Here is a 12,611-nt window from a genome sequence, read left to right as displayed (position 1 = left end):
TCTGTTAACGTCATGTCGTTCGTTTCGTGTTCCACATCACAATGCCACAGCCCCGCTCGTGGTGGGAGACGGCAGTGTCGGGTGCACGACAGCACCATTGCCAAGTGATTGACGTCACGTCTGAACACATTGTATGCTCGCGCTGTCCAAACAAAGCACGACCCGGTGTGGCCGTCCGTTGAAGCCCACCGCTCGATCCGTCTGGGGTGAGATCAGATGAGCGTTACCGAGTTGCGGGGGACGACCCGTCCCGCCGATGTGGCCGACGAGGTGGACCGCGCGCGGTCGGCCTTCGACACCGGCCGCACCCGCTCGTATTCGTGGCGGGTGGCGCAACTCGAGGGTTTGCTGCGCTTCATCGACGAATGCGAGGACGACATCGCCGACGCGATCAGCGCCGACCTCGGCCGCGGGGCCATGGCCTCGTTCATGGCCGACATCGGCCCGGTGCGCCACGAGATCCGGCACACCCTCACGAAATTGGCGACCTGGATGAAGCCGTCGCGGGTGCGCGTGAGTGCTGCGACCGCCCCCGGGAACGCTCGCATCGTCGCCGAACCCAAGGGCGTCGTACTCATCCTCGGCACGTGGAATTTCCCGCTGCTGTTGACGATTCAGCCACTGGTCAGTGCCCTGGCGGCCGGCAATGCTGCCGTGGTCAAGCCCTCCGACGTCGCCGGTGCCACCGCGCGGATGATCGCCGAGAAGTTGCCGAAGTACGTCGACCCGGACGCGGTGCGCGTCGTGCTGGGTGACGGCAAGATCAACCGCGCGCTGCTTGAATTGCGGTTCGACCACACCTTTTTCACCGGGTCCACCACTGTGGGCAAGGCGGTGATGGAGGCCAGTGCACGCCATCTCACCCCGGTGACCCTCGAGCTCGGTGGCAAGAGCCCGGTCATCGTGACCGCAGATGCCGACATCGAGGTCGCCGCGCGACGTATCGCCTGGGCGAAGTCGATCAACGCGGGCCAGACCTGCATCGCCCCCGACTACGTACTCGTCGAGGACTCTGTTCGGCCCGCGCTCGTCGAACGACTCCTCGCCGAGTTGCCCGCCCAGGCCGCCAACGATTCGACGCACATCGTGAACCGCCGTCAATTCGATCGGCTCTCGGAGGTGCTGGGCTCGCACGGCGGCGAGCAGTACGGCGGCGACACCGACATCGATCGGCTGACGATCACGCCGGCGCTGATCACCGATCCCGACCCGACCTCGGAGCTGATGACCGAGGAGATCTTCGGCCCCATCCTGCCACTGATCTCGGTGCCCAGCGTCGCCGACGCGGTCGAGTTCATCAATGCGCGGCCGAAACCCTTGGCGCTCTACCTCTTCACCAATTCTCGACGCACCGAGGACCTCGTCGTCGGTAAGACCTCGTCCGGCGCGGTCGGCATCAATCACCTGCTCTACCAGCTCCTTGTTCCCGAATTGCCGTTCGGTGGCGTCGGAGAATCGGGGCTCGGTCGATACCACGGAAAGTTCGGTTTCGACACGTTCAGCCATCACAAAGCGGTGCTGCGCAAGCCGGCTCGACCGGATCCGTCATTCGCCTATCCGCCCTACAGCCCGGGGATGAGGCGAATCCTGCGGCGCGTCATGGGTTAGCCCACATCAGCCCGCCGTCGGCGGGCAGCCCGGTGCCCCGTGCGGTCATGTCCCGACCGCACGCGGTGAATCCTGAAGTGAAAGAGGTGGAGATGAGCGTCAGCGCGCTCGACAGACGCCGGCCCGCAGTGGCCGTCGGCGCGGGAGTCCGGAAGGTCATCGATTCGATCGTGGACCGCATGGTCCGCAGCATCAACACGATCGGCCGTTCGGCCCGGCTCGCAATGGAGGTCGTCCGGTTCTCCGTCACCGACACCCTCACCTTGCGACTCGCGCTGGGCGAGGTCATCGAACAGATGTGGAAACTGTTCAAGGTCACCGCATTACCGGCCCTGCTCATGGCCGTGCCCATCGGAGCCGAGGTGTCGGTCCAGGTCGGTGGGGTCATGGACCAGGTGGGCGCGAACTCCCTGGCCGGTGCCGCCAGCGGCCTCGGCGTCGTCAGCCAGGGCGCACCCATGGCGGCGGGGCTGCTGATGAGTGGTGCCGCGGCGTCGGCCATCGCCTCCGACCTCGGGGCGCGGTCGATCCGCGAAGAGATCGAGGCGATGCGTGTCATGGGCGTCAATCCCGTTCAGCGATTGATCGTCCCGCGATTCATCGCCATGGTGGCCATCTCGCCGGCGTTGTGCATCATCATCATCGCCTCGGGCGTCGCGGCCGGCCTCGCCATCTCGGCGAACGTCAACGACGTGGTGCCGGCCAGCTTCTGGCAGTCGTTCGGTGCTTTCGCCACCCCGGTCGACCTCATCTTCTCGGTGGTCAAGGCGCTGCTGTTCGCGGTGATCGTGGTGATCATCGCGAGTCTGCGCGGCCTGGAAGCCAAAGGCGGGCCCAAGGGTGTCGCCAACGCGGTCAACGCCTCGGTCGTCCTCAGTGTGTTCTGCATCTTCATGACCAATCTCGTCGTGAGTCAGCTGCAGACCATGTTCTTCCCGGCGCAGTTGGCGTGATCCGATGACCGCCAACAGAATCGCAACGCGAGACAACATTGCCGTACGTGCATCCCGCGCCTGTGTCGACAAGATCCTGGGAGCCATCGCCCAATTCGGTCAGATCGTGGTCTTCGTGGGCAAGACCTTCGCGCTACTACCGACCACGATCCGCCACTACCGCAAGCAGACCCTCAAGACGATGAATGACATGGCCTGGGGCAGTGGGTCGATCATCGTCGACGGTGGCGTCGTCAGCCTCATGTTCTTCCTCGGAATCGCCGTCGGCGCGGTGGTGGCGATCGAGGCCTTCATGGCGTTCGACCTCCTGGGCTTCGGGGCGCTGACCGGAATCATCGGTTCCTTCGGCAACATTCGCGTGGTCGCCCCGATCATCACCGGAATCGGCTTCGCCGCCCAGGCCGGATGCCGGATGACCGCCGAGATCGGCGCGATGCGGATCTCCGAGGAGATCGACGCGACCGAGGTGATGGGGCTGCGGGCCATCCCGTTCGTGGTGGGCACCCGTCTGATCGGCGGCATGCTCGTCGTCCTGCCGAGCTACCTGATGGCAGTGGTGGTCAGTTTCATCACCGGCGGCATCATCATCAAGACCTTCCACAGTCAGCCGTCGGGCACCTACGACCACTACTTCGCGCAATTCGTGACGTTGCCGGATCTCCTGGCATCCATCGCCAAAGCGCTCATCTTCTGCGCGGTGGTCACGCTGATCCATTGCTACTACGGCTATTTCGCGAGCGGCGGACCGGCCGGCGTGGGCGCGGCCTCCGGCCGGGCCATCCGCGCCAGCCTGGTCGCGATCGTTGTCCTGAACTTCTTTATGACAGTGGTGATCTGGGGACTCAACCCCGCATTGCCTTTTAGGGGTTGACGTGGCCGGATTCACCAGTCAAGACTTCCTGCGCGGTGGCACCCGTGGTCAGATGCGTACCCTCGTGATCGCCGGGCTCAGCTCGCTTGCCGTGGTCATCGTGTTGATCGCGGCGGTGGCCATCGTGTACCCGAAGGCCAAGGCGCCCAGCGGCACCACCATCCATTTCGTCGTGCCCGCCCTGGGCCCCGGCATCAAGTCGGGTTCCAAGGTCCTGCTACGCGGAGCCGAGGTGGGTGAGGTCACCGACATCGTGGCGCCCAGCGCCGATTCGGTACATCTCGCGGTGGTCCTCAACGATGCGGCGGCACAGACGTTGACCGATTCGCTCGGTGTCGACTTCCGTCCCGAGAACTACTTCGGGGTCACCGCGGTCAACCTGGTCGCCCAACGCGGCGGAAAGGCACTCACCGATGGTGAGACCCTCGACCGCACCACCGCACCGGATTTCACGATGTCGACGATGCTCGAGCGGGGATCGATCGTGGTGGACGGCTCACTGACCCGTGACATGATCGACAGCCTCGACAAGGTGATGCGCTATGCCAACGGACTGGCACCGCTGATCCAGACGGGCGTCATCGTGGCCAACAACGTGGCGCGCACCCAACAGCAGTTGCCGGCGACCCTGATCAATCGCGTGAACAATGTTCTCGACGTCTTCCCGGGGTTCACCGAGCAGACGATGATCGGGCTGTACGCGATCACCGAAAGCCCGTACAACAAGCTGCCCGACGGTTCTCGCGGGGTCAACGAGGGCTTCCACACCCTGACCGACGATTCGCTGACCGTCGCCGCCAATGACCTGTTCGGAAAGGCGGGCGCGCTGTTGGCCTCGCACGGCACCGAACTGACCCCGCTGGTGACCATCATCAAATACCTCACCGATCCTCTGCCCGCGGCAATAGGCGGCGGTGCCACGGTGGCCAAGGCACGAGCAGCGCTGGCGGGCCTGGAATCGTCGTTCACCGGCACCGACCAGCAGAAGACGCTGCAGTTGCGCATCGTCCTCGACAGCATGCCGGCAATGGCCGGTCCGCTCGCCCGAATGACCGCCGCGACACAGGGAGGGACCCGATAGTGTCACCGAATACGCGGATGCTCATCACCGGGGCCAAGGTGGCCGCCGTCGCGGTGATCACCGTGCTCCTGTTCATCCTGGTCGTCAACGCGATGCGCAACCCGGTCGACAACATCCGAACCGACACCTACACAGCCGATTTCACCGACGCATCGGGGTTACACGTCAACGGTGACGTCCGCACCAGAGGGATGCGGATCGGCAAGGTCACCGGCGTCGATCTAGAGCAGGGCAGTGCCGACGGCCCGCCGGTGGTCCACGTGACCTTCACGATGGACGACCAGCACAAGCTGACCGACACCAGCAAGCTCGCGATCAAGTACCAGAACCTCACCGGTGTGCGGTACGTCGATGTCGAGGCCGGCGACACACCGGGCACGCCGGTGACCCATCTCGCCGCCAACAAGACGACTCCGTCGTTCGACATCACCCAACTGTTCAACGGCCTGCAACCGGTACTGGCGACCATGAACAGCGATCAGATCAACGCGTTCAGCGCCAATGCGATTGCGCTGCTACAGGGTGACGGCTCCGGACTGGGACCGATGCTCGACAGCACCCAGAAGCTGGCCGATTTCGCCAAGGACCGGCAGGCCGTCATCTCGACCCTCGCCCAGAACATGGGTCGGATCTCCGACTCGATGGGCGGACGATCGCAGTACGTGCTGGCCTTCATGCAGGCGGTGAACAAGCCGATCGACAACGCGATGAAGGTGCTCGGCGAGTTCCCGAAGACCGCGACCTACGGTCCGGCGCTACTCGAACCCATCGAGCAGATCCTCGCCTCGCTCGGGGTCAGCCCCGACCTCGACGTCGACGTATTGCTCACCCATGTCTTCCACACGATGACCGACGCGCTGAACTCGTTCACACTCATGCCGAACACCCTGGCGGGACTCAAGACCACCCAGACACGCGGCGCGGTCAACACCCACTGCACCAACGGGCGCGCACAACTGCCCTCCGACGTGCAAGTGCTTCTCAGCGGTAGCGAGGTGGTCCTGTGCGCAAAGTGACACAACGGAGTTCGGCACGTCGGGGTTCGTGGCTGAGTCGCTTCAGCTCCAGCGACGCACTCCTCGGAATCGGCGTGGTGGTCCTGGCCATCGTGGTCCTCGGGGTACTCGGGATCATCTACATCCGGCCACCGGACCAGAAGACGATCTCGTTCGAGACCACCGACGCGTCGGCGATCGAGACCGGTGCCGACGTCCGCGTCGCCGGCGTGAGCGTCGGAAAGGTGTCCTCGATCAGCATCGGGCAGGACGCGGTCACCGTCGATGCGCGCATCGACAACAACACATGGGTCGGCGACCTGTCGCGGATCGAGGTCCGCATGCTGACCCCGGTCGGCGGTTACGCAGTCACGCTGATCCCCCTCGGCCGCTCCGAGACCGCCGCGACGATCCCGGCGAGCCGGGTTTCGGTTCCCTACTCGATCGGTGATGTCCTGCAGCAGGCACCCAAGGTCACCGACGACGTCAAAGCGTCGACCGTGAACGCCAACCTGGCCCAGGTTGCCCAAGCTCTGCAAGGCAATTCGACCTCGTTGCGCTCGATCGTCGACGGCATGAACTCGATCACCACCGTCTTCGACCAGCAGCGCACCCAGGTCCATCAGATCGCCGCTCTGGCCCAGGAGTATCTGCAGACCTTCAACGCCAATCGGGAGTTCGTGTTCGACCTGATCAACAAGATCGACACCGTGGTGACGACCTACAACAACAACTCCGCGGGCTTCAACTACACCTACAAGTTGCTCGGATCGATTCTGTCGCGGCTGATGCCCTTCGAGAAGTTCTATCTCGAGCACTCGGATCTGGTGCGACAGAACGTCTATGCGATCCGCGACGCGATCCTGGCCTGGCAGAAGCAGATGGGGCCGGCGATCGATGGTCTGCTCAGTCTGCGGGATCGGCTGGCGCAGTGGATCGGTCCCGACGGGATGCGTCAACTCGGCGGCGGCACGGTCGATCTGAACAACCTCTGCATCCCGGTACCGGGAAAGGACTGCTGATGATGTCTCGTCGAAGAGGGCTCGTCGGTCTCTCGATCGCCGCGGTGATCGCGGTCGCGGCCACCGTGCTCGCGGTCGGTGTCGGGTCGGCCAACTCCGGTGACACCGGCGGTTCCGCAGGTGGCGACGGCTTCTGCGCCGATCTCCCCGATGCCATCGGCCTCTACGTCGGAAACCCGGTGACCCAGATGGGATATCGGGTCGGCAAGGTCGCCAAGATCGAGGCGCAGGGTGACCATGTCCGGGTGACGTTCTCGCTCGACGGCGGACGTTCCTACCCGGCGGATGTTCAGGCGGTCACGCGATCCAAGTCACTGTTGGCCGATCGCAGCGTGGAACTGGTCGGCAATTACCGCGGTGGCCCGGTGTTGACGGCGGGACACTGCATCTCCAAGGAGAACTCTTTCACCCCCAAGAGCATCTCCGAGATCACCGGCTCGGCGTCGGACTTTCTCAAGTCGTTGTCGGACAACGGAAGCCCGGACCTGCAAGGGTCGCTCGACGGTATCGACAAGGCGCTCGCCGGTACCGGCAACACCGCGAACAGCATGTTCGAACACGCTTCGGCCGCGGCGAAGAGCCCCGACGACTTCGTCGCCAACATCGGCTCGGCGATCGCCAACATGGCTCCGCTGACGCAGAATGCACTGCAGGACTGGGGGTCCATCATGTCGATCCTCAACCAGATGCCGACGGTCGCGGCCAAGGGCACAACCCTGTTCGGTGACGTCTCCAAGTTCGACGTGGGCGTCGGGTGGACCGTGGCCACCGTCTACGACATCCAGCGCAACTACGGTTCCATCATCTGGCCGATCGTCCAAGGACCGGTCAAGGACCTCATCGCGCTGGCGGCAGCACGCGCACCGGATCTGCAGAAGTTGTATGCGATGGTGCCGTCCATCTCCGCTGCATTGAATCAACAGGAGTCAGCAGGTGGACTGTCGGTTCCGTATCGTGCGCCGGGAGTGGCACTTTCGGCTGCACAGTGCTCGGCACTGCGGGTCAGTTGCGACGCGGGACGGACGACCACGATGAACCTCTTCACACTTCTGCTCGACAAGGCGGGCCAGTGATGACCAGACGACACCTCACCACCGTGTTCGCCCTCGTGCTGGCGGTGACGATCATGGCCGCGGCGACAGGATGTTCGTCGCTGAGCCCCAACAAATTACCGTCGGTGCGGGCCGGAGTCAGCGCCGATTACCACGTCACCCTGCAGTTCGCGAGTGTCCTGAACCTCCCGGCGGGCGCCGACGTCATGATGAACGGCATTCGGATCGGCACCGTCGAGAGCACGTCGGAATCGGCCAACGGTGTCGACGTCAAGGTGGGCCTCAGCGACTCCACCCGGGTACCTGCCGACACCACGGCGATCATCCGGCAGAACACCTTGCTCGGTGACACCTACCTGGCGTTGACGCCACCGGCCGCCGGTCCCGACAGCAGCGGCTACCTGCAGGACGGGGGAGTGGTGCCGCTGGCCCGGACGACCTCCCCGCCCACGCTGGAGGACACGATCGCCGTGTTGGCCTACTTCGTCAACGGCGGCAGTATCCAGAAAGCGCAGGACACGATGGCCACGTTGAACAAGACGATGCCCTCGATTCCCGATGTGCGCCGCATGTCGACAACGGTGGCCAAGGACCTCGACAACCTGGCCGGTCAGACCGATGAGCTCGACCGCCTGATCGACGGCATGAACCAGACGTCGCTGATGTTCGGGCGGGTGGCACCGCAGATCGCGGGGGTGTTCGGGCCGGAGGCCGCCCACTACTGGGATCGCGTGGCGACATCGGTGGTGGCACACATCAGTACGCTCCTGCCGTCGGTCGGTTCGATCTTCATCGGTGGTGTGTGGCTGATCCCGATGCTGCGTTCGGTCGCCGCGACCACGATGGCCGGCCGCGATATGTGGGACGAGGCGCCCGATGCGGGCGCCGAACTGACCGAGTTCCTGCAGAGCACGCTGCTGCCCTTCGCCCAGAATCCGTCGGTGAACGTGACGTCGGTGTCCGGCGGCAATGGTGGCCAACTCATCGGGGACGCAAAGAATCTGCTGCGCATGTTGGGAGCGATCCGATGATCACCAAGACACGTGTGTCGGTCCTGGCCATGCTGGTGCTGGCCGGATTGTCGATCGCCTACATCCTCAACGTGGGTCTGCACATCGCCTCGCCCGGTGCCCGGCATGCCTCGATGACCGTGCCCGACACGAACGGTCTCCTGGTGGGATCGCGAGTACTGTTGCGGGGCATCGAGATCGGGCACGTCACCGACATCAGTCAGTCCACGTCGGGTGCCGTGATCACCTGGGATTACCCCGATTCCGACCACATACCCCTCAACAGCACGTTCCGGGTGGACAATCTCTCGGCACTCGGCGAGGCCTATGTGGCGGTGCTCCCGAACAGCACGGCGGGTCCGTACCTGCAGAACAACGCCCGGATCGATCCGCAGCAGGTCACCGTGCCCACCACCTTCAAAGAACTCTCGCAACGGCTGACCGACATCCTCAACCAGGTCGATCCGCAAGAGGTACAACGCGTTTTCGGTGAACTCAACACCGGACTTCCCGAAGGTCAGGAGGTGATCGGCAGTCTCAACCGCGCCGGCCGATTGTTCGGCGACGAGTTCACCCAGCAGTCCGATGCGATGGTGTCGCTGCTGAGTACCTTGCAGCCGTTGATCATGCGGACCGGACCCATCCCCGATCTGCTGCGGCAGACGACACCGCTGATGAACGGCTTCGGCGTGGGATTCGAGGGACTGCTCGCCTCGGTGCGTGATGCCGTGGTCCTCGGTGGACCGCTCTACGACGGTGTCAAGTACGGTGCCAGTCCATTGTTCGGCGAACTCCAGAAGTTCCTCGACGTGAATTCGGCCAACCTCAATGTGATCGGCGTGAACCTGCTCCCGGCGGCGCGAGCGGGTGCGGCCTCGTTGCGCACGGTCGACCTCGGCCGCGTCCTCGACCAAATGCTCGCCTCGACGCAGCCGAACGGTGCCCTGGCGATCCACGTCCCCGCCGGTGGGGGGCGATAGCACCCGATGACCCCACCGGCGCCGCGGCGCACGCACGATCACACACCTGACGAAGGAGACCCACCCATGACCTCAGCAACCAAGGACTCCGTGGACGGCATCGCCGACGAGAGCACCGAGACCATCGATAGTGCGACGACCGGCACGGCCACGACGGACACGGCCACGACCGACAGCAACTCCACCGGCAGGACGACGAGCGACGCGAAAACCACTGAGAAGACCGAGGAGTCGACGAAGGACGATGAGCCGTCGAAGACCGGTCGTCTCGCTGCGCGATCGGTATCGATGCGCACCCTCGCGCTCGGGGTGCTGGCGGTGGTCGTGGTCGCCGTCATCGCCGTACTGAGCTGGCGACTGGTCGCGGTCTCCGGGCAGGTCGACGACATGAAGTCGGCCACGGCGAACAGCGCTCGGGCCGAGAAGGTCGCCCTCGACTACGCCACCGGCGCAGCCCAGATGAACTACCAGAACCCCGACGACTGGCGTACGCGACTGACCCAGAACACCACTCCGGAACTCGCCGACCGTCTCCGCAAGGCGTCGCAGTCGATGGAGCAGCTCATCGTGCCGCTGCAGTGGTCCTCGACCGCCGAGCCGATCGCCGCCAAGGTCGTCTCGCAGGACAATGGCACCTACCAGGTGGTGGCGTTCGTCAACGTGACGACCAAGAACGCCCAGGCTCCCGACGGCATCGAATCGACGGCCACCTACAAGGTGACCATCGACCCGAATCAGAACTGGCAGATCAGCGAGATCAGCGGCATCGGAACCAATCTGGGGACCGGTGACGATGGCAATGCTTCGGGTGGCAATGCTTCGGGTGGCACCGCCCCGGGTGGCGCAGCGACGTCGGCTCCCGCATCCCCGGCCCCCGCTGCCCCCGCGCCTGCCGGCTCGGCTCCGGCGCCCGGCAACTGAGACGACGGGACGGAAATCCATCATGGGTGTCGAAGTGAGCGTCGCCAACCTCACCAAGTCGTTTGGTTCGCAGAATATTTGGCGTGATGTGTCGTTGACCTTGCCGGAGGGTGAGGTGTCGGCGTTGTTGGGTCCGTCGGGTACCGGTAAGTCGGTGTTCTTGAAGACGTTGATCGGTTTGCTGCATCCCGAGCAGGGATCGGTGATCATCGATGGCACCGACATCACCCAGTGTTCGGCCAAGGAACTGTATGAGATCCGCAAGTTGTTCGGTGTGTTGTTCCAGGACGGTGCGCTGTTCGGGTCGATGAGTTTGTATGACAACATCGCGTTCCCGCTTCGTGAGCACACGAAGAAGAAGGAGAACGAGGTCCGCGACATCGTGATGGAGAAGATCGACCTGGTCGGTCTGGCCGGTGCGGAGGACAAGCTGCCGGGTGAGATCTCCGGTGGTATGCGTAAGCGTGCCGGGTTGGCGCGGGCGTTGGTGTTGGATCCGCAGATCATCTTGTGTGATGAGCCGGACTCGGGTTTGGATCCGGTGCGTACCGCCTACATTTCGCAGTTGTTGATTGATATCAATGCGCAGATCGATGCGACGATCCTGATCGTGACGCACAACATCAACATCGCTCGGACGATTCCGGACAACATCGGGATGTTGTTCCGCAAGGAGTTGGTGATGTTCGGTCCGCGGGAGCAGCTGCTGACCTCGGAGCAGCCGGTGGTCAAGCAGTTCCTCTCCGGTGATCGGTTCGGTCCGATCGGTATGTCGGAGGAAAAGGACGACGCGGTTGCTGCGCAAGAGGCGGCGATGGCGGCGGCCGGGATTTCTGGTGGTGGCACGAAGGACGATTTCACCGAGATCATTCCGCAGGTGCAGCCGAATCCGGGGATGCCCGAACGCAAGGCGGTCGGGCGGCATCGTCAGCGGGTGTTGGAGTTGTTGCCGTCGTTGCCGGAAAACGCCCAGCGCGCGATCCGTGAATCGATGGCGCAGGAGGACGAGATCCGCGCCCCGGCACAGGCCCACGGCGCCGATGTCGCGGACACGGCACCGATCCCCATCGGCGGCCGATAGTCGGGGTAATGACACGACGGGGTACGGCACGAGGGGTGTTGTACCCCGTCATGTCGTACCCCGCCGTCTGTAACCCGACGTGTTGTGACCCGCAGTCTTGTAACCCGCAGTCAAGTAACCCGCAGTCAAGTAACCCGCCGTGTCTCCACCGCCTACAAAGCGTGCAACACGGAGTCCAGCGCCACGGTGTTGTAGGTGATGGCGCCGTGGAACGCCGAGGTCCGAGGGTCGAGATCCTGGATCACGATGTTCGTCATGTTGGGCACCGGCGGCAACTGGGTTTCGTTCAGTGCCACGACACTGTCGTCGCGCGAACTGATGGTGACGTAGGTGACGTTCGGTCGGGTCAGCCCGTGGCGGCTGATCTCCTGCATGTATGCAGAGCCCTTGGTGCCGTCGATGGCGGCGGGGAGAGCTGCCTGCAGCAGCTGGCGCGTCGCCGGCGTCCGCGACAGAAGTTCCAGTGCCCCATGAAAACTCATCCCACGCATCGGTGACGCCACCGCCACGAAGGTGTGTACCCGGGATGCGCCGCCGAGCTCGTTGAGGTAGTAGAACGGCACGAATCCGCCCTCGGAATAGCCGACGAGATCGACCTGATCGGCACCGGTATGACGGCGCACGCCGTCGATGAAGTCCCCGATCTCGCGGGCGGACGAGCGGGCATCGCCCATCTGATGGAAGGGCCCCGGGATCGTGGTGCCGTAGTCGAGCCCATAGACGCAGTAACCGGCCGCGGCCAGCACGGGCGACAACCTCGCCCAGATGCCGTACTTGTTGACGAACGCGCCGTTGAGCAGAACCACCGTCCGCGGATGTGCCGCCGACGGCCGACAGTTCGGGTCGTTCATACCGGGCGGCACCAGGTTGGGCTGCGCAATCGACAGCCGCAGTGCGGTGGTCCAGTCGGTCTGTGCGGGTCCGGTGGTGGCAAGCGGATCGGCGGCGGCGGTCGCACTGACCGCACCGACCAATGCCAGTGCGGCCAGTGCCCCGGCGCCGACCATGGCCGCGCGTCTCCGACCGGCGGCCATGAG

At 64.3% G+C, this 12,611-nt stretch carries 12 protein-coding genes; 11 read left to right on the top strand and 1 reads right to left on the bottom strand.

Annotation, left to right across the window (positions count from 1 at the left end; all coding sequences use genetic code 11):
• Positions 1-216: 216 nt before the first annotated feature.
• The 11 genes from QNM97_RS16345 to QNM97_RS16295 all read left to right on the top strand — a co-directional run bounded on the left by QNM97_RS16345 (position 217) and on the right by QNM97_RS16295 (position 11,574).
• Entirely contained in the window at positions 217-1,608 is a 1,392-nt protein-coding gene (locus QNM97_RS16345) for an aldehyde dehydrogenase family protein (protein WP_208795223.1), read from the top strand.
• Positions 1,609-1,700: 92 nt separating this feature from the next.
• The gene (locus tag QNM97_RS16340) at positions 1,701-2,561 is read left to right on the top strand and encodes an ABC transporter permease (RefSeq protein ID WP_208795231.1); all 861 of its coding nucleotides are present in this window, start codon (positions 1,701-1,703) and stop codon (positions 2,559-2,561) included.
• A 4-nt stretch (positions 2,562-2,565) separates the two neighbouring features.
• Complete coding sequence (locus QNM97_RS16335) at positions 2,566-3,432, top strand: MlaE family ABC transporter permease (protein WP_283819400.1); 867 nt, start codon at positions 2,566-2,568, stop codon at positions 3,430-3,432.
• Position 3,433: 1 nt separating this feature from the next.
• Positions 3,434-4,513, top strand: a complete 1,080-nt coding sequence (locus tag QNM97_RS16330) for an MlaD family protein (protein ID WP_283819399.1) — start codon at positions 3,434-3,436, stop codon at positions 4,511-4,513.
• Between the two features lie 17 nt (positions 4,514-4,530).
• A complete protein-coding gene (locus tag QNM97_RS16325) occupies positions 4,531-5,529 on the top strand; it encodes an MlaD family protein (RefSeq protein WP_283823227.1) in 999 nt (332 codons plus the stop codon).
• Positions 5,517-6,530 carry an MlaD family protein gene (locus tag QNM97_RS16320; RefSeq protein WP_283819398.1) on the top strand — a complete coding sequence of 338 codons (1,014 nt, stop codon included), beginning with the start codon at positions 5,517-5,519 and terminating at the stop codon, positions 6,528-6,530. Before QNM97_RS16325 ends, QNM97_RS16320 begins: the two co-directional genes overlap by 13 nt.
• Positions 6,530-7,603 (top strand): MlaD family protein, encoded by a 1,074-nt coding sequence (locus QNM97_RS16315; protein WP_283819397.1) that lies wholly within the window; start codon positions 6,530-6,532, stop codon positions 7,601-7,603. Before QNM97_RS16320 ends, QNM97_RS16315 begins: the two co-directional genes overlap by 1 nt.
• A complete protein-coding gene (locus QNM97_RS16310; RefSeq protein ID WP_283819396.1) occupies positions 7,603-8,613 on the top strand; it encodes an MlaD family protein in 1,011 nt (336 codons plus the stop codon). Before QNM97_RS16315 ends, QNM97_RS16310 begins: the two co-directional genes overlap by 1 nt.
• Positions 8,610-9,572 (top strand): MlaD family protein, encoded by a 963-nt coding sequence (locus tag QNM97_RS16305; RefSeq protein ID WP_283819395.1) that lies wholly within the window; start codon positions 8,610-8,612, stop codon positions 9,570-9,572. Before QNM97_RS16310 ends, QNM97_RS16305 begins: the two co-directional genes overlap by 4 nt.
• 66 nt (positions 9,573-9,638) lie before the next feature.
• Positions 9,639-10,493 (top strand): hypothetical protein, encoded by an 855-nt coding sequence (locus QNM97_RS16300; RefSeq protein WP_283819394.1) that lies wholly within the window; start codon positions 9,639-9,641, stop codon positions 10,491-10,493.
• A 22-nt stretch (positions 10,494-10,515) separates the two neighbouring features.
• Positions 10,516-11,574, top strand: a complete 1,059-nt coding sequence (locus tag QNM97_RS16295; RefSeq protein ID WP_283819393.1) for an ABC transporter ATP-binding protein — start codon at positions 10,516-10,518, stop codon at positions 11,572-11,574.
• Positions 11,575-11,726: 152 nt separating this feature from the next.
• On the opposite strand, the gene QNM97_RS16290 is transcribed toward QNM97_RS16295, so the two are convergent.
• Positions 11,727-12,608, bottom strand: coding sequence for an esterase/lipase family protein (locus QNM97_RS16290; RefSeq protein WP_283819392.1), 882 nt, complete (start codon positions 12,606-12,608; stop codon positions 11,727-11,729).
• Positions 12,609-12,611: the final 3 nt, after the last annotated feature.

This window comes from Gordonia sp. L191 (assembly GCF_030077625.1).
GTDB lineage: Bacteria > Actinomycetota > Actinomycetes > Mycobacteriales > Mycobacteriaceae > Gordonia > Gordonia polyisoprenivorans_A.
The sequence above is the reverse complement of the archived record's forward strand: the minus strand, read 5'-3'. Positions and strand labels throughout refer to the sequence as shown.